This is a genomic window from Winogradskyella eximia, from assembly GCF_003386165.1.
GTDB classification, from domain to species: domain Bacteria; phylum Bacteroidota; class Bacteroidia; order Flavobacteriales; family Flavobacteriaceae; genus Winogradskyella; species Winogradskyella eximia.
Window position 1 is genome coordinate 67803 of record NZ_QRDV01000010.1, and the last position, 25489, is coordinate 93291.

The window sequence follows — 25489 nt, forward strand, 5'->3', positions numbered from 1 at the left end:
TATGAAATTTGATTTTTTTTTTAAGAATTTTGTTCACATATTTGTCCTGTTCAAAACTACTAGAGAATACTAATTCTCTTTTTTTTTGCTAATATAACTAACAACAAAAAATTTAACTTAACGAATGGAGATCACAGCGCAATCTGTATGGAGTAATTGTCTCGCTTTTATTAAAGATAATATACAGCCACAAGCCTACAAAACTTGGTTTGAACCTATAGACGCGGTGAAACTTTCGGGTAATGCTTTGAGCATTCAAGTTCCTAGTAAGTTTTTCTACGAGTGGCTAGAAGAACACTATGTAAAAATCTTAAAAGTTTCGTTAACAAAGGAGTTAGGAGAAGATGCCAAATTGGTTTACGTTATTAAAATGGAAAACACGTATGGCAATAAACAACCGTTTACGGAGAAAATTCCAAGTTCAAATAGATCTGCTGTAAAATCGCAAGATGTTGATGTTCCTTTTAACAATAAAAGCCCTGAACTTAGAAACCCATTTATAATTCCTGGAATTAGAAATGTAAAAATTGAATCGCAACTTAACCCTAGTTATAGTTTTGAAAACTTCCTAGAAGGTGACTCTAATCGTTTAGCTAGAAATGCAGGTATTGCAGTTGCTAACAAACCGGGAGGAACTTCTTTCAACCCACTTTTAATTTTTGGTGGTGTTGGACTAGGAAAAACACACTTAGCGCATGCTATAGGTGTTGATATTAAAGATAAATATCCTGAAAAAACAGTTTTATATATTTCTGCTGAAAAATTCACGCAACAATACATAGATTCTGTTAAGAAGAATAATAGAAATGACTTTATTCACTTCTATCAAATTATAGATGTTTTAATTATTGACGATGTACAATTCTTGTCTGGTAAAACAGGAACACAAGATGTATTCTTCCATATATTTAATCACTTACACCAAAACGGAAAGCAAGTAATTTTAACAAGTGACAAAGCACCTGTTGATATGCAAGATATTGAGCAACGCTTATTATCTCGTTTTAAATGGGGACTTTCTGCGGAATTACAAACTCCAGATTTTGAAACTAGAGTTTCTATTTTAAAGAATAAACTATATAGAGATGGTGTTGAAATGCCAGAAGACATTATAGAATATGTTGCAAAACATATTAAAACTAATGTTAGAGAACTTGAAGGTGCTATAATTTCTTTAATTGCTCAGTCTTCTTTTAACAAAAAGGAAATTACTATCAATCTTGCAAAAGATATCGTAGAGAAGTTTGTTAAGAATACAAAGCGTGAAGTCTCTATTGATTACATTCAGAAAGTCGTTTCAGATTATTTTCAAATGGATGTGAATACGCTTCAATCTAAAACTAGAAAACGTCATATTGTACAAGCCCGTCAATTAGCTATGTTTTTCGCTAAAAAATACACTAAAGCCTCTTTAGCAAGTATTGGTTCTCAAATAGGTCAACGCGATCACGCTACTGTTCTGCATGCTTGTAAAACGGTTGACAATTTATCTTCTACAGATAAACAATTTAGAAAATACGTTGAAGATTTATCTAAAAAGTTAGCACTTTAATTACTAATAATTATGACTCGTATTTTAATGGTGTGCCTAGGAAACATTTGTCGTTCTCCTCTAGCTCATGGAATTATGCAGTCTAAGCTTCCTGAAAATCACTTTTATGTAGATTCTGCTGGCACAGCAGCATACCACATTGGTAATGCTCCCGACAGACGCTCTATTGCAGTTGCTAAAAAACACGGTTTAGACATTAGCTCGCAGAGCGCAAGACAATTTAAAGTCTCTGATTTTGATACTTTTGATTTTATCTACGCTATGGACCAGTCTAATTACAATAACATCATTAGCTTAGCTCGCAACCCAAATGACATTGAAAAAGTAAGATTGTTTTTAGAAGCTAATACATCTATTCAAAACAAAAATATGCCAGATCCATACTACGGAGATGAAAGTGATTTTGAATATGTTTATCATCTTACTGATAAAACGTGTAGTGTTATTGCAAAAGGTTTAAATCACTAAAAAAAAGATTAAATCTTATTACAAAACTCTTTTTTGTAATTTAGTACCAAACCTTTAATACATTTAAGATGAAACACACTTTACTATTATGCCTTATAGCATTCTCAATTCATTCTTTTTGTAAGGCACAAAATATAGATCTAGAACTTTTTGCTTCCAATTTAGACCGACCAGTCAGCATTAAACATGCAGGTGACGATAAACTCTATATTGTTGAGCAAGATGGATTAATTAAGATTATAAACTCCGATGGCTCTATTGAAAGCGCACCATTCTTAAATATTGATAGTATTGTTATAAACACAGGAAACGAAAGAGGTCTTTTAGGTTTGGCTTTTCATCCTGAATATGCAACTAATGGTTACTTTTTTGTCAACTACATTGATAATTCAGGAAACACTGTAATTTCTAGATTTTCTAGAGATACCAATAATCCACTGCTAGCAGATTCTAATTCAGAATTTCCAATCCTTAGTTTTATCCAACCATACAGCAATCATAATGGAGGTGACTTAGCATTTGGAAATGATGGCTTTTTATATATTTCAACAGGAGATGGTGGTTCTGCTGGTGATCCTGAAAATAACTCACAGAATAAATTAAATTTATTAGGTAATATATTAAGAATAGATATTAACGCCACAACAGCTACTCAAAATTACAGTATTCCATCTAGTAATCCTTTTATTGGAGACCCAAATTCTAGAGCCGAAATTTTTGCCTATGGTTTAAGAAACCCTTGGAAATTCTCTTTTGATCGCCTAAATAATGACTTATGGATTGCAGATGTTGGCCAAGGAGATTATGAAGAAATCAATATGGTTTCAGCAGTAGACGCAGCAATAGGTTTAAACTATGGTTGGAGATGTTATGAAGGTAACGGTCCGTATAACTCTAATGATTGCTCAGATGCTAGCGCATACACTTTTCCTATTAGTGGTTATACGCATTTTGGAGATGGCGAATTTAAATGCTCTATTACTGGAGGTTACAGATACAGAGGCACTAACTACCCTAACTTAAATGGTTTATATTTCTTTGCTGATATATGTAGTCAAGAAATTGGATATTTAACTTATGATGAAACTAATACCAACTGGATTAGAACATTTGAATCATTTACCGGTCAATGGTCTGCATTTGGTGAAGATTTAAATGGAGAATTATACGTTTCAGATTTATCCTCAGGAAATATTTATAAAATTATTGACCCTACCTTAAGTATAGAAGATAGTTTGTTTTCTAATATTTCTGTGTACCCAAACCCTACAAAAGATAATATAAATATTAATTTTGGTTCAAATATTAACACAAACGTATTAACCCAAATAGCCATTTATGATTTACATGGAAAAAAAGTAAAATCAATTAAACGCACTGCAGAACATATTCAGAACATAAACACCTCTCAACTCTCTAATGGTATTTATATTTTACAAATTAATAATTCAAACGGAGAACAAAGCATACATAAACTGGTTATACATTAATGAACAATACCAAAGGAACATTATATCTTATACCTACAAGACTAGGTGATAATCCACCACTCGAGGTTTTACCAATCTCTATAAAAAAAGTGATTGAGGATCTCGATTACTATATTGTTGAAAATGAAAAAACAGCACGTCGTTTTATTAAACGTATTTCGCCAAGTAAATCTCAACCCACTTTAAAACTTCAAGTTTTAAATAAATATACTACAGAGGCAGAACGCAATACCTATTTAAATAGTTGCTTAGAAGGTATTTCAATTGGGTTATTATCTGAAGCAGGTTGTCCTGCTATTGCAGATCCTGGCGCTGAAATTGTTAAACTAGCCCATCAAATGGATATTAAAGTAGTACCATTGGTTGGTCCTTCTTCTATTCTACTCGCTTTAATGGGTTCTGGTATGAATGGTCAAAGCTTTACTTTTAATGGCTATCTACCAATAGATAAAAGTGAGAGAAAAGCAAAGTTAAAAACACTAGAGCGATTATCTTCAGAACATAATCAGGCTCAAATTTTTATTGAAACACCATATAGAAACATGAAAATGCTTGAAGATTTAGCAGATACTCTTCATCCAAACACAAATGTTTGTGTTGCTTGTGATTTAACGTTACCTACTGAGTTTATTAAAACAAAATCTGCTAGTGAATGGAAACACAATAAAGAAGATTTACACAAAAGACCTTCCATATTCATCATACAGAAAGATTAAACGATGTAGAACGCGTTAATTTGATATTCATTTTAACGCGTATTACACCATTAAAACTGTTTATAATAAATAAAAGATAGATTATAAGGTCACTCTTGCTTTCTTATCTGGTGTAATCATAGAAGTGTCATAACCAGAAAACTTTTTAAGATAAGACCTTACTGTAGAACCATACTCGTCAGACGAATTATTGCCACCAAAACTGCGCAAAAATTTCTTCACACTTCCTGGACCTGCTAAATGTGCTGCTGCTAAAATACCAGACTCAGTAACTTTAACTCCTGCAATTTGTCTACCTTCAAAACGCTTAATATCATTTCTAAGCACCCATTTATTACGTTCTGCATTAGCGATAAATGCTTTTTCTTGTAATTCTGGATTATATAAAAATTGGTTTGGAGTGTAAATACCTAGTAATTCTAAAGTTTCAGTACCAAATTGATATTTACCTAAATATCCTAAAGAATTAACCGTAAAATAATTACCTCTAGACTCTTTAAAGGCTAATGCTTCTTTAAATCCTTCAAAAGATTTACCTAAATGTGGAGTAAAAATATTAGACTTCGCAGTATGGTCTTTTGTTGCCATTGCTAAATCTTCAGAAATATTATAATTAAGCTCTAATCCTTTTGTAGAATAATGATCTGGATTAAGAGTTGAATCTGGATATAATGCTAGAGCAATTAAAAAACAAATTACAAATGGCACTACATAATTCTTAACGCTATTTTTAGTCATAACAGCTAATTTTTAATGTAAAACATTTTCCCCAAAATAGTCCTACAAAATTCGCGTGCAAATATACGATTATTTTTCAATTACTGAAAATCAACCGTTTAAGTGTTAAAATTTTAACTTAAAAGTAGACTAAATGCCCTTTTAGCCGACCATTGCTATCCAATTCTAATGTTGGAAAAGGGACTTTAATTACATTAATTACGTCGAAAATAGATTTAAGAACGCTAGAATTTGTTTTAATTCGGGTTAAATCAATATCTAAACTTAAGTAATATTGACGCTTTCTATTTTGGTTTAAGAATAAAGGATCATAAGCTTCACCAGTTAACATACCTTCTGCTCCGTAACCAAAAGCAACATTCAACCAATTTGGAACAAATTCTGTTTTTAAAAATGAATTGATATTAGCACTTAGCCAATAAGTTTGACCATTATAATCTTTTAAAAATTCTTCGGAGAAACCGTCACCTAACTTATTTGGTCGTTGCTTGGCAAATTTTGTAGTATGAAATGAATACTTTAAAACAATGCGTTGTTCATTCCAAAGAAGTTCTTGCCCAATATGCAGACCTGTTCCTGTAGCATTGGCTGCCATATCTGTCCAAGAAAATCCCCATTCTTCTGAATAGCCATCCATGACTTCAACAACGGTTAAAAAGCCAAAACCTAAAGTTGAACCATAAAGTAATTGATCTTTTTTACTAACTCCTGCCCAATTTAAAGTGTTAGCTCCTAGCCTTCCCAGTTGATAAGACGAAAACACATGTCCCATTTTATCCATTTGCAACCACTCTCCACTATCATTTAGTGTTTTAAAACTTGAACGTGGATAATCTGCATACCATAATTGATTTAGTGCAATTAATGTTGCAGAAGCCATAGCCGCTTCAGTAATAGCAACCGTATTACGTCTTTTAGTATCTAAAGAATCACTAGGTTTCAAAAAGGTGTTGAGCTTAGATTGTGAAAAAAGCAAGCCACTCGACAGCAATAAAATCGCAAAACAGCTAATTGATACCTTCAAACCTTATTTATTAATACCTTGAGAAGACAAATATTGATGATATTCTCTTGCATTATTATTGTGTTGACCTAAGGTTTTAGCAAATTTATGGTAGCCTAAACGTTTTGCATCTGCTGCAAAATATAAGTAACTATGCTTTTCTGGACTTAACACAGCTTTAATAGCAGATAAGTCTGGCATAGCTATTAATCCTGGTGGCAAGCCTGCATATTTATATGTATTATATGGAGAATCTATTTCTTTATGTACATTTAAAACACGTCTAATTATGGTGTTCTTATATTTTGGCAATTGATAAGCTGCAAATTTTAAAGTTGGGTCAGCTTGTAAAGGCATACCAATACGTAACCTATTGAGATATACACCAGCTACTCTTGGTTGCTCGTCAGCTTGCTTAGATTCTTCGTGTACAATAGAGGCTAAAGTGATGACTTCATTTGGACTTAAATTTAGTTTTTCAGCTTGTGCTTTTCTAGAGGCTGTCCAAAAACGATTGTACTCTGTTAACATTCTATCTCTAAACGTTTCCGCAGAAGTATTCCAAAAGAATTCATAACTGTTAGGTAAGTACATTCCTAAAGCCGTTGCGTTGTTAAATCCGTTTTTAGTTAAAAATGTTTCATCTGTCATTGCCTCTAATAATGACAAGCTATCAGCTTCAATTTGCGTACTTATTCGTCCTGCCAAATCCGCTAATTGGTGCTGATTATTAAAAGCTATTTTAATCGGAAGATTTTTACTTCTTATAGAAGTGATTATGTCATTATTGTTCATGCCTTTAGTAATAGCAAACCGACCAGCTTTGATATTTGACGTATATTTTTTCTGTTTTGCTAAAGCATCAAAAGCATTAATATCCTCTAATAATGGCTCTAATTGCGAGCGTACTTGTGAGTAAGTTGCATTAGTTGGGACGTATATAAATTCGGTACCGTCTTCAAATTTTGTGTTAGGCGAAAACATGGCTCCATAAATATAGTAGGCAAAAGCGCCACAGATAACCAAACCAACAAGGGCAATTGCCCAAAGCATTTTTTTAATGTACATAGTTAATCGTTAATACGTTGTAAAATATATTCGTTGGCATAATTTATACCATCAAAACTCCAATCTTTTTTTAATCCTATTATTTTAAAACCATCAGTTTCAAATAGTTTTAAACTTGCTATGTTATTTTCAGAAATATTAGCATAAACTTGATGCAAATGTAAGACCTCAAAACAATAATTTACCAATAATTTTAATGCTTCTCTGCCATAACCTTGATTTCTGTTGACTTCATTCTCAATTAGAATTCCAATACCAGCACGCTTATTTTTAATATCAAAATCAAACACATCAATTAAACCTATAGTTGTGTTTTCAAGAGTATTAATAGCCAATCTTAGTTGTTTGGCTTCAAAAATATCTTGTTGTGCGTTTTCGAGATACTGCTTAATTAAAAATCTTGAATATGGTGTTTGAGTATCACTCAATTCCCAAAGAGATGTATCATTTTCAATCCTATAAATAAACTCTAAATCTTCAGGTTCTAAAGCTCTTAAATAGATATGTTCTCCACGAAGATTTACCATTCTATTTCCCCTTTAAAAACTTGTTCCGCTGGTCCTACTAACCAGATATTATGATAACCATTATCATTAGAATCAAATGTTACTTTTAGATCGCCTCCTTCTGTGTTTAAAGTAATTATATTGCTCTTGGTTTTTCCAGATTTATGCATTGCAATTGCAACAGCTGTAACACCTGTACCACAAGATAACGTTTCATCTTCTACTCCACGTTCGTATGTTCTTACTGCAAAATGATCTGACGATATTTGGTTTACAAAATTCACATTACTCCCAACCTCATTATAAGGCTCTCCGTATCTAATTCTTGATCCATTCTTTTTGACTTCAAAATCTTTAAGGTCTGAAACCATTTCAACATGATGAGGAGATCCTGTATTTAAAAACAAATGGTCTTGAAAAGTCTCAATTTCTAAAACATCTTGCATTTGAAGATGAACTATTTCATTTTCAATTTTTGCTTTATGTAAACCATCAATAGCTATAAACTCTGTCTCATTTTCAATGACTCCTAAGAACTTTGCAAAGGCAACAATACAGCGTCCACCATTGCCACACATACTACTTTCGTTACCATCGGCATTGTAATACACCATTTTAAAATCTGTTTGGTCATCATTTTCTAGTAGAATAAATCCATCCGCACCAATACCAAAACGTCTATCACATAGTTCTGCAATGCGTTTAGTATCCTTTTTATCTATAATCTGCAAACGATTATCTAGAATTACAAAATCGTTTCCTGTGCCTTGATATTTATAAAATGTCATTTTCATTTGACTATTCTCTTTTTTAAGGTCATCTGCTCATTGCTCTAAATTCTTAGAATAAATGATTACCTTTTTTACCCTCTTATTAAATAATTGAAAGGCAAATATAAGCATATTACACTTTAAAAACAGTTGTTAAACACGCGTTAAAATTGACGTTAAAAAGTCGTTAAAGTGAAAATTGAATTCAATATTTATCTAAATTTAATCGTTAGTTAAAATGAATAGTAAAACTTAAATATTAAAAAACATGAAGAAGATTCTAACATTAGTCTTTGTCTCTGCATTGGGTGGTTTATTAACCTTAGGAGGTTACAAACTTTTTATTGAAAAGGAATCTCCACAATTAGCTTTGGAACAATCAAATGATTTTCCAGTTTTTGTACCTACAAATAATGCTGTTAACGCCATAAATAGTAATGCTTCAATTGCTCCTAATTTTGTTAACGCAGCAGAAAAATCTTTAGATGCTGTAGTACATGTAAAAAACACAGCTATCGTAAACGGACCTACTTCAATGCGCGATTTATTTTATGGTCGCAGTTCGCAACGTGCACAAGTTGGTACTGGTAGTGGCGTAATTATTTCACCAACAGGTTATATTGTAACTAATAACCATGTTATTAAAAACGCCAACGAAATTAGTATTACACTAAATGATAATAAGGCATACATTGCTGAATTAATTGGCACGGATGAAACCACAGATATTGCATTATTAAAAATAGAAACAGAAGACGAATTACCATTTATGGCTTTCGGAGATTCTGATAATGCTAAAATTGGAGAATGGGTTTTAGCGGTTGGTAACCCGTTTAACTTAAACTCTACTGTAACTGCCGGAATTATAAGTGCCAAATCGAGAGATTTATCTGGCCAGCACTTACAGTCATTTATCCAAACTGATGCTGCTGTTAATCCTGGAAACTCAGGAGGAGCACTAGTGAATACCAACGGTGATTTAATTGGTATAAATACTGCTATTTCATCGCAAACAGGATCTTATATTGGTTATTCTTTTGCTGTACCGAGTAATATAGCGCGCAAAATTGTAAATGATATTATGGAATATGGCAATGTGCAAAATGGTATTCTTGGTGTTGTTGGTGGAGCTTTAAACAGTAATGCCGCAGAAGAATTAGGAACAGAAATCACTGAAGGTTTTTACGTTAGCGACGTACAAGAGGATACTGGCGCAGAAAAAGCAGGTATTCAGTCTGGTGACATTATTAAGAAAATTGACAATGTCAATATCAATAAGTTTTCAGACTTATCTGGCTACCTAAAAACTAAAAGTCCAGATGATGTTGTTAATGTAACTTTAATAAGAGATGGAAATGAAAAAGTATTTCCTGTAACCTTATTAAGACCATCTAGCTATATTTTGCCAACAATTGGCCTAATTAAAAATGCATCTGAAAAAGATCTTAAACGCTTTAAAGCTGAAAATGGAGTGAAAATTTCAGAATTAGACGAAGCTAATAAATTATCTTGGAATAAGAATGGTATTGAAGAAGGTAGCATAATTACAAAAATTAATGGTAAAGAATTAAATTCTGTAGAAGATGCTCAAACTGCTATAAAAACAAGACACTACAATGAACCACTTCAAATTGAAGTGATTAATAAAAAAGGAGAAAAAGTAGTCTTCAACTTCAGATAAAATTTCACGATTAATCAGATTAAATTACCCCTTCAAAGTATTATTCTTTGAAGGGTTTTTATTTTCGATAAAAAGTATTACGAAAACGTTTGAAATATAGTATTTTTGCGCAAAATCTAAACCACTAAACCACTAAACCAAAGAAAACATGGGTTTTAATGACACATACGAAAAAGAATTAGCTTTTCAGGCTGATCGTCGTAGAGCAACAGTAGAATTTATTAAAATTATCAGCGACCTCTGGTACGATAAGTCTATTGAACTCGTAATATTTAGAAATCAACTTATCGACAGAAATGTGAGCGAAATTTTAAATTTGCATGAGTATGCAGGTGAATTTGTTCAGAAACCAATTTCAATTTTCGATTCTGTTGAAATTGCACAAGCCATAAGCGCACTCAACTTACCTCCTGCTAAGCTAGATATAGGTAAATTAACTTACGAGTTTCATTTAGAAGACCAAAAATATAGCAATGCAACTGCTTTTGTCGCTTCAAAACTGGGTAATGCTAAAAACAATAAAGCTATTGAAGCTAAAGATGTTGTGCTTTATGGATTTGGTAGAATTGGACGTTTAGTCGCAAGAGAATTAATGACCAGAACAGGAAAAGGCACTCAATTACGATTAAGAGCCATTGTAACTAGAGGAGAGATTAATGAAACCGTTTTAGAAAAACGTGCGTCTTTATTAAGAAACGATTCTGTACATGGTGATTTTTCTGGTATGGTTAGTATAGATGTAAAAAACTCTGCATTGATTATTAACGGTACCACAGTAAAAATTATTTCGGCAAATAAACCTGAAGACATAGATTATACTGAATATGGTATTGATAATGCTTTAGTTATTGATAATACAGGCGCGTTTAGAGACAAAGAAGCATTAAGTAGACATTTAAAAGCTAAAGGAGTAGACAAAGTTTTATTAACTGCACCAGGAAAAGGAATTCCTAATATTGTACATGGTGTAAATCATAAAGAATATGATCCTGATAACGTTAAAATATTCTCTGCGGCATCTTGTACAACAAATGCTATAACACCTATTTTAAAAGCCGTTGAAGATTCTTTTGGAATTAAAACCGGACATTTAGAAACAATTCACGCTTATACCAATGACCAAAATTTAGTTGATAATTTCCATAGCAAATATAGACGTGGACGTGCGGCTGCATTAAACATGGTAATTACAGAAACTGGCGCAGGACAAGCCGTAAGTAAAGCATTACCTTCTCTTGATGGAAAGCTAACATCTAATGCCATTAGAGTTCCTGTTCCTAATGGATCATTAGCCATTTTAAGTTTAGAGTTAAAGAACAAAACTTCTGTAGATAGCATGAACGCTACGATGAAAAAGTACGCTCTTGAAGGTGATTTGGTAGAACAAATAAAATACGAAATGAGTGACGAATTAGTATCTAGCGATATCGTTGGCAGTTCTGCTCCTTCTATTTACGATAGTAAAGCTACCATTGTAAGAAAAGATGGTAAAAATGCCATTCTTTATATATGGTACGATAATGAATATGGCTATAGCCATCAAGTTATTCGTTTAGCAAAATATATTTCTAAAGTAAGACGCTATGCTTATTATTAGAATAATTGAAAAAGAAAATAGAAAAATCTTGTCTTATGGCAAGATTTTTTTTTGATTAAAACCTATTGAATTTCAGTTTTTTACATATTTTAGACACTTATAATAGTATTCTTAATTTTAAAATGATACATCTAAAACACAATTTCTTGCGTATATAAATTGCCTTACTAAATTGTAAGGCTTTTTGTTTGATAATTGTATATGATATCCTCATAAAATTATTATCTTGGCAATCAAATAATCTAATCAAAACAAAATTACGTCTAAGATGAAATTCTTAACCAAAGTTTCTGTAATTATATTAGTTACACTTAGTTTTCAAACTATACAAGCGCAAACCGATAGCGAGCCAGATGATAAATTATCTCTTAACAGTGGCACTATTGATAATCAATTCGAATTTGTAATTAGGCGTTCTAATAGCTGGCAAGATTACAAAACCGTAAAAAAAACTTGGCTATATGCTTTAAAGGCGCATACCTTAGACTCACTTAAAGCGGTACACAAAGATTTAGCAGACACACAAGCCATTGTAAAAACACAGGCTGGAGAAATTGAAAGTTTAAAATCTAGTCTTTCTAATACAGAATCTACGCTAAATGCTACCAATGATGAAAAAGATAATATTTCATTATTTGGAATACAAACTAGTAAAGCCAGTTACAAAATTTTAATGTGGAGTATCATTGGTGGTCTTTTTGCCTTATTACTTTTATTTATTTATAAATTTAAAGGAAGTAACTCTGCAACACGCGATGCTAAACGTAAATTAGATGAAGTTGAAACTGAATTTGAAGAGCACAGACGTAATGCATTAGAGCGCGAACAAAAAGTGAGACGTCAGTTACAAGACGAATTAAATAAACAAAAATCTTAAGAATTGCTATTCTGCACATACCGCAGAATCTCTATAAAATCCGTAATTTTAATTGCGGATTTTTTTTATGAAAACAATTGAAAATTTTATCTGTCATTGATTTGAATGGTTAAATAATTATGAGAGGCACATTTTTAAGAATTGCTTCAATTAATCTTATCTTTACAGCCTATTTTGAAAACACTATGCGCATAGACATAATCACAGTATTACCAGAACTTTTAAAAAGTCCGTTTGAAGCTTCAATTTTAAAACGAGCAATAGAAGCCAATTTGGTAGAAGTTCATTTTCATAATTTAAGAGATTTTGCCACTGGTGGTTATAAAGCCGTTGACGATACTCAATTTGGAGGAGGTGCAGGCATGGTAATGACTATAGAACCAATTGATAAATGCATTTCTAAATTACAGAAAGAGCGCAATTACGACGAGATTATCTATATGACGCCAGATGGAGAGCAACTTAATCAAAGTATTGCAAACCAAACCTCTTTAAAAGAAAACATTATTATCCTTTGTGGTCATTACAAAGGTGTTGACCAACGCGTACGCGATAGATTTATTACGCGTGAAATATCGATTGGAGATTATGTATTATCTGGAGGTGAATTAGGTGCTGCCGTTTTATGTGATGCTGTCATTCGTTTAATTCCTGGAGTATTAGGAAATGAAACCTCTGCCCTAACCGATTCATTTCAAGATAATTTATTAGCACCACCTATTTATACGAAACCTAGAGAATACGATGGTATGAAAGTACCTGAGGTATTATTCAGCGGTAACTTTCCCAAAATTGAAAAATGGAGAGAAGAGCAAGCTTATAAGAGAACTAAAGAGAGACGACCAGATTTACTAGAAGATTAGATTTCTTTAAATAATTGCAAAGATTATCATAACTACGAACTATTAATAAGCAAGGGCAAATAAAAACACCTCCTAAACCTTATTATTTTTTTTTCTTCTAAAGCATTGTGTATATTTAAAAAAGCACTACTTTTGCAAACCAATTTAGACCAACCTCTGGCGAGAATCGTGAATGTTGCTTTAAATCAACTATTATAAATAAAATAAAATGAGTTCTTTAGTAAAATTTGTACAAGACGAATTTGTAGTCCGTAAAGACTTTCCAAAATTTGGTGCTGGTGATACAATCACAGTATATTACGAAATTAGAGAAGGTGAAAAAGTACGTACCCAGTTTTTTAGAGGTGTTGTATTACAACGTAAAGGAAGTGGATCTTCTGAAACGTTTACCATCCGTAAAATGTCAGGAACAATTGGTGTAGAACGTATCTTCCCAGTAAACTTACCTGCTTTACAAAAAGTTGAAGTTAACAAACGTGGTAAAGTACGTAGAGCTAGAATTTTCTACTTTAGAGGTCTTACTGGTAAGAAAGCAAGAATCAAAGAAGTTAGAAGATAATTCAAACTTATATATTACAATTAAGAGCCTTCTGAAAAGAAGGCTCTTTTGGTTTTGAACAATTGTTAATAACTGTGGTTCATAAAGTGTTGATATCTAAAATGTTAAATAAATAGATAAATTCGAAATAATTCCTTAATTTAGTAAAACAATTAACAACAAACTTAGTTTGGTTTTGAAATCTATTTCAAATTAGTGTTAAATTGTTACTAGAGATTCGTTCTTTATGTATTGAGGTTGTTTTTTGAGATTGTGTAGCAACTTGCATCCGCAAGTGTATGTGAGACAATCATGAAACTTTAGTTATATATCATACTTTGTAGGATATATAAGTAAAGCGAAAAGCTCTGAAAAAGTAGTGGAATCGAAAGTGCACACCAAAAGGATGAGCAATGTTTAACACCTATTCTTCGTTCATGTGAATATTATAGGTAAACATCAAGAAAAGCAAACCTAAGAAGCAATGTCATATCAGGTCAATACATTTTGAAAGATATGAAGTGTTTCGAATTTGAAACAGAAATCCTAGATTTCAAACACTGTAAACTTTTAGTTTTTCAGTTTAGTTAGTGTAAGCTAAGTAAATCTAGATTAGTATTGTTTCTAAAAAAGCCATGTCAACACAGATTATTCTGAGTGATATGGCTTTTTGTTTTTAAGAGTTATACAAGTTAAGATCCATTCACCACTTATATAGATATTGTATTTTTTATAATATTTTAAAAAATAAAAACTAATAATAAGAATCGCTCAACTAAACAAATAGAAGTCTTTACTTTTGACATTAAAATTTCATCATTTAAGATGAAACAAAATTATTTTAAGAAGTCTATAAAAATGCACCTACCGCTATCTGAACATATAAATTTTAAAAACAAAGATTATACTCTATCTCCCCTACCAAAAACAGAATATTCAGAATGCACATTTGACCATTGTAATTTTGAAAATTCAGATCTTTCAAATGTAAATTTCATGGAATGTGATTTTATAGATTGTAATTTTAGTAATGCAAATGTGATGAATACCACATTTAACGCTGTAACATTTAAAGATTGTAAAATTTTAGGTGTTTTGTTTCAAGGATGCAATTCCTTTTTATTGTCATTTAAGTTTACAAATTGCATACTTAATTTATGTAGCTTTTACCAATTAAAAATCAATCACACAGCATTTATAAATTGCACAATGCATCAAGTAGATTTTACAGAAACAGAAGCTAAACATGTTGTTTTTAAAGATTGTGATTTACATCAGTCTACCTTTGACAGAACTAACATTGAGCATGCAGACTTTACTTCGGCTTTTAACTTTAATATCAATCCTTCTTTAAATTATATTAAGCACGCTTCATTTACCAATCAAAACATTTCTGGCCTATTAGAAAGCTTCAATATTAAGATTAAATAATAATTTCAAGAATTAAAGCCACAATTTATTAATTCTTTAAAGATTACTGCTGTTTAGTACACATCTTATACGTGCTAAAATCAAACGTTTTCGTATATTTGCTCAGCTTAATTTTAAGCATAATATCATTCTAAATATTTTCAAGACTTATGACAAAAACAGCAAAGATTGTATATACAAAAACGGATGAAGCTCCAGCTTTAGCAACCCGTTCATTTTTACCTATTGTTCAAGCATTTACAAAGTCTTCTGGCATAAAAATAGAAACTAAAGATATATCGTTGGCTGCTAGAATATTAGCAGTGTTTCCAGATTTTTTAAGTGACGATCAAAAAGTTACAGATGCTTTAGCCGAATTAGGTGATTTAGTAAAAAAACCTGAAGCTAACATTATAAAACTACCAAATATTAGTGCTTCTGTGCCACAACTTACAGCTGCTATTGAAGAGTTACAAGCTAAAGGATTTAAAATTCCTAACTATCCGGAAGAACCAAAGAACGAAGAGGAAAAGGAAATTAAATCTCGTTACGATAAAATAAAAGGAAGTGCTGTAAACCCAGTACTTAGAGAAGGTAATTCTGATAGACGTGCGCCAAAAGCAGTTAAGAATTACGCTAAGAAAAATCCTCATAGTATGGGAGCTTGGTCTTCAAAATCTAAAACCCATGTAGCAACTATGTCTAAGGGAGATTTTGCTCATAATGAAAAATCTATTACACTCGCAGATGCAACAACGATAAATATTGTGCATACAGATAGTAAAGGCAATAAAACAAACTTAAAAAGCGGTTTAGATTTATTAAAAGGTGAAATTATTGATGCAACAATAATGAGCAAAAAAGCTTTACTCGAATTTTTAGAGGAGCAAGTTGAAGATGCTTTAGATAAAAGTGTTTTGTTTTCATTACACATGAAAGCAACAATGATGAAAGTTTCTGACCCAATTATATTTGGTCACGCTGTGCGTGTATTTTTTGCCGACTTGTTTGAAAAACATGGTAAAACATTTGAAAAGATTGGTGTTGATGTTAATAATGGTTTTGGTAATTTATTAGAAAAATTACATGATTTACCAGAAGATAAACGCGACCAAATTAGAGATGACATTAGATATGCACTTCAGCATGGCGCAGATTTAGCGATGGTAAATTCTGATAGAGGTATTACCAATCTTCATGTACCAAGTGATGTTATTATTGATGCATCTATGCCTGCAATGATTAGAACATCTGGTCAAATGTGGAATGCAGAAGGAAAACAACAAGATACCAAAGCTGTTATTCCAGATAGTAGTTATGCTGGTGTTTATAGTGCAACTATAAACTTCTGTAAAAAACATGGAGCGTTCGATCCTACTACAATGGGAACAGTTCCTAATGTTGGACTTATGGCTCAAAAGGCTGAAGAATATGGTTCGCACGATAAGACTTTTGAAATAGCCTCTAAAGGAAAAGTTGAAGTCATTGACGCTAATGGAAATGTACTACTTAGCCATAAAGTTGAAGCCGGAGATATTTGGAGAATGTGCCAAGTTAAAGATGCTCCAATTCAAGACTGGGTAAAGCTTGCAGTAACAAGAGCAAGAGCTTCAAAAACACCTGCTATTTTCTGGTTAGACAAGAAAAGAGCTCATGATGCAGAATTAATTAAAAAGGTAAATACTTACCTTAAAGATTATGACACAGAAGGTTTAGATATTAGAATACTTTCACTAGTTGATGCTACTAACTTTACGTTAGAACGTCTTAAAGATGGTAAAGACACTATCTCAGTTACAGGAAATGTATTAAGAGATTATTTAACGGATTTATTCCCAATTTTAGAAGTTGGTACAAGTGCAAAAATGTTATCCATAGTTCCGTTAATGAATGGTGGTGGTTTATTTGAAACAGGAGCTGGTGGGTCTGCACCTAAGCACGTTCAGCAATTTTTAGAAGAAAATCACTTACGTTGGGATTCTTTAGGTGAATTTTTAGCGTTAGCTGTTTCCCTTGAGCATTTCTCTGAAGTTAACGACAATAAAAAAGCACGTATTTTAGGAGAAACTTTAGATGATGCCTCTGATAAATTACTTGAAAACAGAAAAGGTCCTTCAAGAAAAGTGAATGAATTAGATAATAGAGGAAGTCATTTTTACCTGGCTTTATATTGGGCTGAAGCATTAGCAAATCAAGATAAAGATTCAGACTTAAAAACTGAGTTTTCAAAGATTTATGAAGCCTTAGCAAGCAATGAAAAAACAATAGTTAAGGAATTAATAGATTGCCAAGGAGAGCCTGTAAACATTGAAGGTTACTATCTTCCTAATGAAGACTTAGTAAATAACGCTATGCGACCAAGTAACGCCTTTAATTCTATTTTGAATTCATAATAATGAAATTCATATAATAAAAAAAAAGCTTCTTTCGAGAAGCTTTTTTTATGGATTTAAATGACAAAAACGGAGGTTTTACATGATAAAACTTTTCATAAAAAGCTTAAAAAAACAAAAGCCCAATTTCTTTTCAGAAATTGAGCTTTGCTTTAAGCGGAGAGTAAGGGATTCGAACCCCTGGAGGTGTGACCCTCAACAGTTTTCAAGACTGCCGCATTCGACCACTCTGCCAACTCTCCTTTAGCGGGTGCAAATATAAACGCCTTTTTCTTTTAGCCAAAAGTTTTTAGATAGTTTTTTTAAAAAAAATTAATATTATTTTTTATCTATCTGAAATACTATGATTTAAATTCTAAATTTTATTTTCGGCATAATAAATGTTGACTAAATAATCAGTTTAAATTCAATGTTCTCTAAACTTTGTATTTAAACAAGATTCGTTTAAGTACATAAAGTCTTATTTTTAATGATTATTAAAATGACAAGAACATGAAAAAATTTTTTAGTATACTAGGTTTCATTAGTGCAATAATAGCTACCATTCTAGCGGTTTCTAAATTCTCAAATTTAGCTGTTGCTCCAATAATTATTGCTTTTATAAGCGGTTTATTAGTGCTATTTTATTCAAAGAAAGAACAAACAAAAACTAAAACAATACAATACATCTTCCTTTTAGTTATAATTTCATTAAGCCTTACTATATATAAAGCTGTTATTAATACTTCTAATCTAGATGATAGTTTAATAAAAGATGATATTGAACAAACAGAACTGAAAGAGGAAGATAACTTAGAGGACTCTGAAAATCTTTTTAATAATAAAGGAAGTGATGATAAATTTTAAGACTTCATAGTAATTGTAAGAAAAGTTTCAATCTATTTGTCTTATTTTTGCTAAAATCAATGAGTTAAATGAAAGTTTTAATAGCCTCTGCACTTATTTTAGTTGGTTCTTGTTCCAATCTAAGGCACAGTAAAAAAATAGAAAATCTAAAAAATAGTATTACCTATAAAGATGAAACTCTTGTTAAAAACTATTTAAATACTATTAAACTTGAAGAATTAAAATCTATTGTTGAAGAAGTATCTTCAGATAAGTATAATGGAAGAATGACTGGTGAAGAAGGTCACAACCAGGTTTGTGATTATATCAGACAATCTTATAAGGATCTAAATCTTCAAGCACCAGAATCACATCCAAATTTCTATCAAAAAGTACCAAAAGAAGTTCTGCCCAACAACTTAAACGATTCACAAAATATTATCGCTTACATTAAAGGCTCAGAGTTTCCCGATGAGTATGTTTATATCTCAGCACATTCTGACCACGAAGGTGTAATTAACGGAGAAATCTATAATGGTGCAGATGATAATGGCTCTGGTACTGCTGCTGTTTTAGAAATGGCTGAAGCCTTTAGCCAAGCTGTTAAAGATGGTCATCCACCTAAGCGAAGTATTGTATTTTTACACGTCACTGCTGAAGAAGTTGGTTTACATGGTTCTAAATACTATACTGAAAATCCCATTTTCCCACTAGATAATGCCGTTGCTACTTTAAATATAGACATGATTGGTCGTGTTGATAATAAGCATTTAAACAATGAAAACTATATTTACATAATAGGTGCTGATAAGATGAGTACAGAATTAGATTTTATTGCTCAAAAGGCCAATTCAACTTTTACGAATCTTAACTTAGATTATACTTATAATGATGATAGAGATCCCAATCGCTATTACTACAGATCGGATCATTATAATTTTGCGTTAAAAGAGGTCCCTGTAATTTTCTTTTTTAATGGAGAACACGAAGATTATACAAAACCAACAGATACTGCAGATAAGATTAATTATGCTTTATTAGAAAAACGTACAAAACTTATTTTTGCAACTGCTTGGTACTTGGCTAACTCTAAAACACGTTTAAAAGAAGAAATTATCTAATTTAGCTTTTTTAGTAAAATGAATTAAAGAATAATCTTTTTATTCATTTTTATTTAGAAATGCTTTCAATTAATTTTATAAAATCTATTTAATAAATTTATTTAATGAAAAAATTACTGTTTATCTATTGTGTATCACTAATACTTGTTAGTTGTGGAAGTTCTTCTGGCAGCAAATCGAATGATAAAATTACTAAAGCAGAAAAAGCTAATCCAGCAGAATATGCCTCTACAATTACATCTAGTAAATTAAAAACCATGCTATATAAATATGCTTCAGATGAGTTTGAAGGTAGAAATACAGGTGAAAAAGGACAAAAATTAGCTGTTGAATATTTAAAGGAAAAATATAAAACATTGAATATACCTACTCCATTGGGTAACGATGATTATTTTCAAGAAGTGCCTTTAGAAAAACAAAAGGTTGCTGAAGGAAAATTAACGGTCAACGGAAAAGTCTTCAACAGTTTTGATGATCTTGTTGTACTAGCGGTTTCGAGTAGTCTCAATATGTCTGTAGAAGATATCGTTTATGTGGGTTTTGGTATTGACGACGATAAATATAGTGACTATAAAGGTATTGATGTTAAAGATAAAATAGTATTAGCGAAGGCTGGTGAACCAAAAGATGCTAACGGTAATTTTATAACTTCCGGAAACACAGAAGATACAAAATGGACTAATGGCCGTCAATCGTTATCGAGTAAAAGAGAAGCTGCAACAGCAAATGGAGCTAAAGGCCTTTTATATATGGATAGTGATATGCTTTCAAAATATGCGATATATTATCAGAAGCAACATGCATCTGGAGTTGCTGGTCGTTTATCTTTAAAAAGCAATGAGCAAGATATGATAATGCTAATGATCAGTGAAGCATTAGGTAAAGCCATATATGCATCTATTTCTGAAGATGCTACACCAAAAAATATTAAAACTACTATTAACATTGAAATCGAAAATAAATCGGAATCTATCATTTCTGAAAATGTTGTAGCTTATATTAAAGGTTCTGAAAAACCAGATGAAATTGTTGTAATCTCTGCACACTTAGACCACGAAGGTATAAAAGATGGCGAAATATATAACGGAGCAGATGATGATGGTTCTGGTACTGTAGCGATTTTAGAAATAGCCGAAGCTTTTAAACTCGCTGAATTAGCTGGTAATGGGCCAAAACGCTCCATACTTTTTTTACATGTTACTGGAGAAGAAAAAGGACTTTTAGGGTCTAAATATTATACGGATAACGATCCTATATTCCCTTTAGAAAACACAGTGGCCAACTTAAATATAGACATGATTGGTAGAACTGACCCAGAACGAACAATTGGCACTAAAAATTACATCTATTTAATAGGCAGTGATAAACTAAGCACTGATCTACATAACATCTCTGAAGAAGCTAATACAAATTTTACAAAAATGGAGTTAGATTATAAGTTTAATGATGATAACGACCCTAATCGTTTTTATTACAGATCTGATCATTACAATTTCGCCAAGAACAATATTCCTGTAATCTTTTATTTTAATGGTACTCATGCAGATTACCACAAGCCTACAGACACTCCAGATAAGATTGAATACGATTTACTAGAAACAAGAGCACGTTTAGTATTTTATACTGCTTGGGAAGTGGCTAATAGAAAAGAACGAATTGTAGTTGATAAAGCATCAGAATAAACTTATAACGACTAAAGTAATAGCATAAAAAAAGCCTTTCAATATTGAAAGGCTTTTTTTATATATAATATCTGATTTAAATTTTCATACCAAAACCAAATTGTAATACATGGTTTTTAGCTTCTAGCTTTTTTAAATCTTGATCGATAACATTTGTAATACCATAAGAAACTCTAGCGTCTATAAAAAATTCGTCAGTAATCATATATTCTAAACCACCTACTAAAGAAAATGAAGCCGTTGAAAATAGGTCTTTATCTTTCCATGTCTTTAGACCTACCTTTGGTCCTACTGCTAAAATTAAACGATCTGTCATTGAAATTTTAAAAAGAATTGGCAAATGAATATAATCAGCTCTCAATTCTTCACTTTTACCACCTTCGGCAGACCATTGTAATTCAGTAGATAAAGCTAATTTATCTGATAATTCAAAATCCACAAACCCAGCAAATGCAAATCCATTTCTGTGCTTGTTTTCAAATTCTGCATCTGGCGTAAAATCTAAGTTAGATACATTTAATGCTCCTCTAACACCATATCTGGTATCTTGTGACATTGCTACTGTAGTAACACCAACTAATATAAAGGCAAGCAAATACTTTTTCATAATTTTCAATTTGAGAGGTCTAATATATAAAAAATCTAAAATCCTTATCTGTTTTTAAAAATAAATCGGATAAATGGACACTTTTTGACTAGAAGGTTAAACAATTACACTAGAAACGGTCTCATAAAACATACTTTTTATTATACCATCAGAAAGTCCAATTTTTGGTACATATATGTCTTTTGCTCCACTCCATTTCATGGCAGATAAATAAATCCTTGTTGCCGGAATTATTACATCTGCTCTATCTTGATTCAAATTCAACTTCGTTATTCGCTCTTCGTAAGAAAAATTTTGAAGCATTTTATAATAGCTCGTCAAATAAAAATAAGTTAGTGGTTTCCCTATATCTTTTCCAGATATTTTAAAAATCTTATTAATGTTTCCACCAGAACCAATAAGTTCTATTTTATCATATTGTTTGGTGTTGGTTTTAATCCATTGTTCTAATTCTTGCCATGTTTCATTTTTAACGATATCATTTAATAATCTTACCGTTCCTATCTTGAAAGACTTAGATTGCTTTTTCTCTCCATTATGTATAATGGAAAACTCAGTACTACCTCCACCTACATCAACATATAAATAACTCTTATTTGGATTTATAAAAGAATTTAAATCTGTTGCAGCAATAATGGCTGCTTCTTCTTCACCATCAATAATATCTATGTTAATACCTGAGGTTTCTAATATTTTTTCTGATAAAGGAGCACTGTTTTTAGCTTCTCTCATTGCAGAAGTTGCACAAGCTTTATAACGAACAACACCATGAGACTTAATAATTAAACTAAATGCTTTCATTGTATCGAGCATGCGCTCTTGGTTATACTCGGATATTTCCCCTTTTAAAAAAACATCTGCTCCTAATCTAATTGGCACACGGACTAATGAATTCTTTTTAAATATTGGAGGTTCGTCATCTTGCTCAATAATATTTGATATTAATAATCTTACGGCATTAGATCCAATATCTATAGCTGCATATTTTTGTATCTTCAGCATAATTATTCTTCTAAATTATTTAAGTAATATTTATAGGTGTCAAATTGCGCTCTTACCTTTGGATTATTATTTCTACGATAGGTGTTATCTTGGGTTTCATTTATGATGCGCGCTTTTACATTATCATTCCAACATATATCAAAAAGATGTTGTAATTCTTGTTTGATATCTTCATCATAAATAGGGCAACTTACTTCTACTCTAGTATCTATGTTTCTGGTCATCCAATCTGCAGAAGATATATAAATCTTAGGATTATTTTGATTTGAAAAAATATATAATCTCGTATGCTCTAGGAATTTATCTACTATACTGATAATTTCAATATTCTCACTCATCCCTTTTACGCCAGGCACTAAACAGCAGAGACCTCTAACAATCATTTGTATTTTTACTCCTGCTCTACTTGCTTCATATAATTTATCTATCATTTTATAGCTACTAATGCTATTCATTTTTAGTCTTATATATGCTGGCTTTCCACTTTTAACAGTTTCTATTTCTTTGTCTATTAAAGCAAAAATCTTACTTTTTGTATAGTGTGGAGAAGTAATAATGTGTTTGTATCTATTTACTTTATAATTTACTTCAAAGAAGTCAAATACCTTATTAACATCTTTTAAAATTTTAGAATCTGCGGTCATTAATGTAAAATCAGTATAGATTTTTGCTGTAGATTCATTAAAGTTCCCTGTACTAATAAAACCATATCTTACGAGTTTATTATTTTCCTCGCGTTCAATAACACACATTTTACAATGTACCTTTAAGCCCGAAACTCCAAAAAACATTTTTATACCTACATCTTGCATTTGTTCTGCATAATTAATATTTGCAGCTTCATCAAAGCGCGCTCTAAGCTCAATGGAAACGGTTACTTTTTTACCATTTTTAGCCGCATTAATTAAAGAACTAGCCACATGAGATATTTGAGCCAATCTATATATAGTAATTTTTATAGTTTTTACTTTTGGATCTAATGCTGCTTCTCTTAAAAATTTTACGATATATGAAAATGTATGATAAGGAGTATAAATTAAATAGTCTTTCTTAGCTATGGTTTTAAAAATACTATCTTCTAAATTTAAACCTTTTACAGGTAGCGGTTTTATTTTATCGTATAACAAATCTGTTCTACCTAAACTTGGAAAACTCATATAATCCCTTCTATTATGGTAGCGACCTCCAGGAATCATACTTTCTTTCTCATCAATGGACATGCGTTCTAAAAGAATATTTAAGGTGTCTTCCTCTATATTTTTATCATAAACAAACCTTACTGGAGCACCACTTTGTCTATCTTTTACACTTTCTGAAAGTTTATCTATAAAGCTTTTACTTAAATCGCTATCAAAATCTAATTCTCCATCTCGTGTAATTTTAATCATGTGCGCACTAATACTATCATAAGTAAAGATGTTAAAAATATCATCCAAACAATATCTTAAAATATCATCTACCATTATAATATAGTTACTATTCCCTTTACTAGGTAATACAATAAAACGATCCATATCTGACGATATTTCTATTAAAGCCACCTGATCTTTACCATTAGAATTAGACATTTTTACGGTTAAATAAGCCGAAATATCCATAAGTTCTGGCAACGCAACGTCTTCATTAAGCATTATTACAACTAAAGCTGGACTAATTTCTTGGTAAAAATAATTCATGATAAAATCATGATGATCCTCGGTAATCTCAGTTTCATTTATCAGATAAATATTTTCGCTTTCTAGCTCTTTCTCAATTTCGTCTAGAATTTCTAAGCTATAACTTTGTTGTTTAATAACAATTTGAGTTATTTCTTCTAAAAGGTCACCGGCTTTAATACCACCTAATTCACTTTTTCCACCTTTTCCGGCTTCATAAATTCGTTTTACCGTAGCGTATCTTACTTTAAAGAATTCATCCAAATTGTTAGAAAATATTCCTAAAAAACGCAGACGTTCAATCAATGGAACTTCTTTGTCAGCTGCCTCTTGTAAAACACGTTCATTAAATTTTAACCAGCTTAATTCTCTATTTATATATCTATTTTTATCTTTTATCATTGTTTTAATTCCTTTGGAATAATTATAAATTCTGTTGTACCTTGTTTTAAATCTTTCCATTCGTTTATGTCAAAATTGAGCTTTACTAAACCACTCGTAGGAAGATTATCTATATAAACGTCTCCAAATATATTAGAAATTGATGTTAATGCATTATTATGACCAAATATCATAACATCATTTACGTCATTTGATAAATTTTTAACGAAATCAACCACATTTCGTCCTTCAAAATCATATAACTCCTCAACAACATTAATTTTGTTTTCTGAAATTTTTAATGATTTTAAAAATATTTTGCACGTACTAAGTGCTCTATTTGCTGGGCTAGAATAAATACTTTCAGATAAAAAACTTGCTTTAACATACTGATTAGCAACTAATTTAATATCGTTTATACCTCTAGTTTTTAATGGTCTTTCTCTATCAGTTACGTCATGTTCCCAAGACGATTTACCATGTCTAATGATTGTAATGCTCTTCATAAAATATCGTTTAAATGCAAATTTTTACGATAAAAGGTTG

23 protein-coding genes and 1 tRNA gene are annotated in these 25489 nt (G+C 31.4%); 14 read left to right on the forward strand and 10 right to left on the reverse strand.

All coding sequences use genetic code 11. The annotated features are described in order from the left end of the window. Positions 1–124: 124 nt before the first annotated feature. The 4 genes from dnaA (at position 125) to DFQ10_RS17335 (ending at position 4226) form a co-directional block, all read left to right on the forward strand. On the forward strand, positions 125–1552 hold the full coding sequence (dnaA, locus tag DFQ10_RS17320; protein ID WP_115818709.1) for a chromosomal replication initiator protein DnaA: 1428 nt from the start codon (positions 125–127) through the stop codon (positions 1550–1552). A gap of 12 nt (positions 1553–1564) precedes the next feature. Beyond that, positions 1565–2020 (forward strand): low molecular weight protein-tyrosine-phosphatase, encoded by a 456-nt coding sequence (locus DFQ10_RS17325; protein WP_115818710.1) that lies wholly within the window; start codon positions 1565–1567, stop codon positions 2018–2020. Between the two features lie 68 nt (positions 2021–2088). After that, complete coding sequence (locus DFQ10_RS17330) at positions 2089–3510, forward strand: PQQ-dependent sugar dehydrogenase (protein WP_115818711.1); 1422 nt, start codon at positions 2089–2091, stop codon at positions 3508–3510. Continuing rightward, positions 3510–4226, forward strand: coding sequence for an SAM-dependent methyltransferase (locus DFQ10_RS17335; protein WP_115818712.1), 717 nt, complete (start codon positions 3510–3512; stop codon positions 4224–4226). The genes DFQ10_RS17330 and DFQ10_RS17335 overlap by 1 nt, the downstream gene beginning before the upstream one ends. An 81-nt stretch (positions 4227–4307) precedes the next feature. On the opposite strand, the gene DFQ10_RS17340 is transcribed toward DFQ10_RS17335, so the two are convergent. From DFQ10_RS17340 to dapF, 5 genes are all read right to left on the reverse strand, one after another. Continuing rightward, positions 4308–4964, reverse strand: coding sequence for a peptidoglycan-binding protein LysM (locus DFQ10_RS17340; RefSeq protein WP_115818713.1), 657 nt, complete (start codon positions 4962–4964; stop codon positions 4308–4310). Between the two features lie 118 nt (positions 4965–5082). After that, entirely contained in the window at positions 5083–5988 is a 906-nt protein-coding gene (locus DFQ10_RS17345) for a DUF2279 domain-containing protein (RefSeq protein ID WP_115818714.1), read from the reverse strand. Positions 5989–5991: 3 nt separating this feature from the next. Continuing rightward, complete coding sequence (mltG, locus tag DFQ10_RS17350) at positions 5992–7035, reverse strand: endolytic transglycosylase MltG (protein ID WP_115818715.1); 1044 nt, start codon at positions 7033–7035, stop codon at positions 5992–5994. Positions 7036–7037: 2 nt separating this feature from the next. After that, positions 7038–7562, reverse strand: a complete 525-nt coding sequence (locus tag DFQ10_RS17355; RefSeq protein ID WP_115818716.1) for a GNAT family N-acetyltransferase — start codon at positions 7560–7562, stop codon at positions 7038–7040. Next, positions 7556–8335 (reverse strand): diaminopimelate epimerase, encoded by a 780-nt coding sequence (gene dapF, locus DFQ10_RS17360; RefSeq protein ID WP_115818717.1) that lies wholly within the window; start codon positions 8333–8335, stop codon positions 7556–7558. Before dapF ends, DFQ10_RS17355 begins: the two co-directional genes overlap by 7 nt. Positions 8336–8579: 244 nt before the next feature. On the opposite strand from dapF, the gene DFQ10_RS17365 reads away from it, so the two are divergent. From DFQ10_RS17365 to DFQ10_RS17395, 7 genes are all read left to right on the forward strand, one after another. Continuing rightward, a complete protein-coding gene (locus tag DFQ10_RS17365) occupies positions 8580–9992 on the forward strand; it encodes a trypsin-like peptidase domain-containing protein (RefSeq protein WP_115818718.1) in 1413 nt (470 codons plus the stop codon). Positions 9993–10140: 148 nt separating this feature from the next. Continuing rightward, entirely contained in the window at positions 10141–11589 is a 1449-nt protein-coding gene (locus tag DFQ10_RS17370; RefSeq protein ID WP_115818719.1) for a glyceraldehyde-3-phosphate dehydrogenase, read from the forward strand. A gap of 268 nt (positions 11590–11857) precedes the next feature. Then, the gene (locus tag DFQ10_RS17375; protein ID WP_115818720.1) at positions 11858–12466 is read left to right on the forward strand and encodes a tRNA (guanine-N1)-methyltransferase; all 609 of its coding nucleotides are present in this window, start codon (positions 11858–11860) and stop codon (positions 12464–12466) included. A 185-nt stretch (positions 12467–12651) separates the two neighbouring features. Continuing rightward, the gene (trmD, locus tag DFQ10_RS17380) at positions 12652–13329 is read left to right on the forward strand and encodes a tRNA (guanosine(37)-N1)-methyltransferase TrmD (protein ID WP_115818786.1); all 678 of its coding nucleotides are present in this window, start codon (positions 12652–12654) and stop codon (positions 13327–13329) included. 208 nt (positions 13330–13537) lie between these two features. Continuing rightward, positions 13538–13888 (forward strand): 50S ribosomal protein L19, encoded by a 351-nt coding sequence (gene rplS / locus DFQ10_RS17385; RefSeq protein WP_020896040.1) that lies wholly within the window; start codon positions 13538–13540, stop codon positions 13886–13888. A gap of 804 nt (positions 13889–14692) precedes the next feature. Then, complete coding sequence (locus DFQ10_RS17390) at positions 14693–15298, forward strand: pentapeptide repeat-containing protein (RefSeq protein WP_245940763.1); 606 nt, start codon at positions 14693–14695, stop codon at positions 15296–15298. A 149-nt stretch (positions 15299–15447) separates the two neighbouring features. Next, complete coding sequence (locus DFQ10_RS17395; protein ID WP_115818721.1) at positions 15448–17670, forward strand: NADP-dependent isocitrate dehydrogenase; 2223 nt, start codon at positions 15448–15450, stop codon at positions 17668–17670. A gap of 157 nt (positions 17671–17827) precedes the next feature. Here DFQ10_RS17395 and DFQ10_RS17400 read toward each other — a convergent pair. Continuing rightward, positions 17828–17912, reverse strand: a tRNA-Ser gene (locus DFQ10_RS17400). 250 nt (positions 17913–18162) lie between these two features. Between DFQ10_RS17400 and DFQ10_RS17405 the strand changes: the two genes are divergently transcribed. The 3 genes from DFQ10_RS17405 (at position 18163) to DFQ10_RS17415 (ending at position 21298) form a co-directional block, all read left to right on the forward strand. Then, on the forward strand, positions 18163–18516 hold the full coding sequence (locus DFQ10_RS17405; RefSeq protein ID WP_115818722.1) for an FUSC family protein: 354 nt from the start codon (positions 18163–18165) through the stop codon (positions 18514–18516). A 68-nt stretch (positions 18517–18584) separates the two neighbouring features. Continuing rightward, a complete protein-coding gene (locus tag DFQ10_RS17410) occupies positions 18585–19616 on the forward strand; it encodes a M28 family metallopeptidase (RefSeq protein WP_115818723.1) in 1032 nt (343 codons plus the stop codon). A gap of 104 nt (positions 19617–19720) precedes the next feature. Next, positions 19721–21298, forward strand: a complete 1578-nt coding sequence (locus DFQ10_RS17415) for a M28 family peptidase (RefSeq protein WP_115818724.1) — start codon at positions 19721–19723, stop codon at positions 21296–21298. 76 nt (positions 21299–21374) lie between these two features. Here DFQ10_RS17415 and DFQ10_RS17420 read toward each other — a convergent pair whose 3' ends face one another. The 4 genes from DFQ10_RS17420 to DFQ10_RS17435 form a co-directional block, all read right to left on the reverse strand. Then, entirely contained in the window at positions 21375–21905 is a 531-nt protein-coding gene (locus DFQ10_RS17420) for a porin family protein (RefSeq protein ID WP_115818725.1), read from the reverse strand. A gap of 96 nt (positions 21906–22001) precedes the next feature. Continuing rightward, positions 22002–22907, reverse strand: a complete 906-nt coding sequence (locus tag DFQ10_RS17425; protein WP_115818726.1) for a Ppx/GppA phosphatase family protein — start codon at positions 22905–22907, stop codon at positions 22002–22004. 2 nt (positions 22908–22909) lie between these two features. Next, on the reverse strand, positions 22910–24964 hold the full coding sequence (gene ppk1, locus DFQ10_RS17430; protein WP_115818788.1) for a polyphosphate kinase 1: 2055 nt from the start codon (positions 24962–24964) through the stop codon (positions 22910–22912). After that, positions 24961–25449: a SixA phosphatase family protein gene (locus tag DFQ10_RS17435; protein WP_115818727.1), complete on the reverse strand. Its 489-nt coding sequence runs from the start codon at positions 25447–25449 to the stop codon at positions 24961–24963. The genes ppk1 and DFQ10_RS17435 overlap by 4 nt, the downstream gene beginning before the upstream one ends. Positions 25450–25489: the final 40 nt, after the last annotated feature.

What these genes read in the sequence shown, in the direction of transcription:
- DFQ10_RS17365 (WP_115818718.1), top strand. Translation starts at nt 8,580, where the DNA reads ATGAAGAAGATTCTAACATTAGTCTTTGTCTCTGCATTGGGTGGTTTA.
- DFQ10_RS17435 (WP_115818727.1), bottom strand. Translation starts at nt 25,449, where the DNA reads ATGAAGAGCATTACAATCATTAGACATGGTAAATCGTCTTGGGAACAT.
- DFQ10_RS17330 (WP_115818711.1), top strand. Translation starts at nt 2,089, where the DNA reads ATGAAACACACTTTACTATTATGCCTTATAGCATTCTCAATTCATTCT.
- DFQ10_RS17390 (WP_245940763.1), top strand. Translation starts at nt 14,693, where the DNA reads ATGAAACAAAATTATTTTAAGAAGTCTATAAAAATGCACCTACCGCTA.
- DFQ10_RS17340 (WP_115818713.1), bottom strand. Translation starts at nt 4,964, where the DNA reads ATGACTAAAAATAGCGTTAAGAATTATGTAGTGCCATTTGTAATTTGT.
- trmD (WP_115818786.1), top strand. Translation starts at nt 12,652, where the DNA reads ATGCGCATAGACATAATCACAGTATTACCAGAACTTTTAAAAAGTCCG.
- DFQ10_RS17375 (WP_115818720.1), top strand. Translation starts at nt 11,858, where the DNA reads ATGAAATTCTTAACCAAAGTTTCTGTAATTATATTAGTTACACTTAGT.
- dnaA (WP_115818709.1), top strand. Translation starts at nt 125, where the DNA reads ATGGAGATCACAGCGCAATCTGTATGGAGTAATTGTCTCGCTTTTATT.
- DFQ10_RS17355 (WP_115818716.1), bottom strand. Translation starts at nt 7,562, where the DNA reads ATGGTAAATCTTCGTGGAGAACATATCTATTTAAGAGCTTTAGAACCT.
- DFQ10_RS17425 (WP_115818726.1), bottom strand. Translation starts at nt 22,907, where the DNA reads ATGCTGAAGATACAAAAATATGCAGCTATAGATATTGGATCTAATGCC.
- DFQ10_RS17405 (WP_115818722.1), top strand. Translation starts at nt 18,163, where the DNA reads ATGAAAAAATTTTTTAGTATACTAGGTTTCATTAGTGCAATAATAGCT.
- DFQ10_RS17370 (WP_115818719.1), top strand. Translation starts at nt 10,141, where the DNA reads ATGGGTTTTAATGACACATACGAAAAAGAATTAGCTTTTCAGGCTGAT.
- DFQ10_RS17325 (WP_115818710.1), top strand. Translation starts at nt 1,565, where the DNA reads ATGACTCGTATTTTAATGGTGTGCCTAGGAAACATTTGTCGTTCTCCT.
- mltG (WP_115818715.1), bottom strand. Translation starts at nt 7,035, where the DNA reads ATGTACATTAAAAAAATGCTTTGGGCAATTGCCCTTGTTGGTTTGGTT.
- DFQ10_RS17415 (WP_115818724.1), top strand. Translation starts at nt 19,721, where the DNA reads ATGAAAAAATTACTGTTTATCTATTGTGTATCACTAATACTTGTTAGT.
- DFQ10_RS17395 (WP_115818721.1), top strand. Translation starts at nt 15,448, where the DNA reads ATGACAAAAACAGCAAAGATTGTATATACAAAAACGGATGAAGCTCCA.
- DFQ10_RS17335 (WP_115818712.1), top strand. Translation starts at nt 3,510, where the DNA reads ATGAACAATACCAAAGGAACATTATATCTTATACCTACAAGACTAGGT.
- dapF (WP_115818717.1), bottom strand. Translation starts at nt 8,335, where the DNA reads ATGAAAATGACATTTTATAAATATCAAGGCACAGGAAACGATTTTGTA.
- DFQ10_RS17420 (WP_115818725.1), bottom strand. Translation starts at nt 21,905, where the DNA reads ATGAAAAAGTATTTGCTTGCCTTTATATTAGTTGGTGTTACTACAGTA.
- DFQ10_RS17410 (WP_115818723.1), top strand. Translation starts at nt 18,585, where the DNA reads ATGAAAGTTTTAATAGCCTCTGCACTTATTTTAGTTGGTTCTTGTTCC.
- rplS (WP_020896040.1), top strand. Translation starts at nt 13,538, where the DNA reads ATGAGTTCTTTAGTAAAATTTGTACAAGACGAATTTGTAGTCCGTAAA.
- ppk1 (WP_115818788.1), bottom strand. Translation starts at nt 24,964, where the DNA reads ATGATAAAAGATAAAAATAGATATATAAATAGAGAATTAAGCTGGTTA.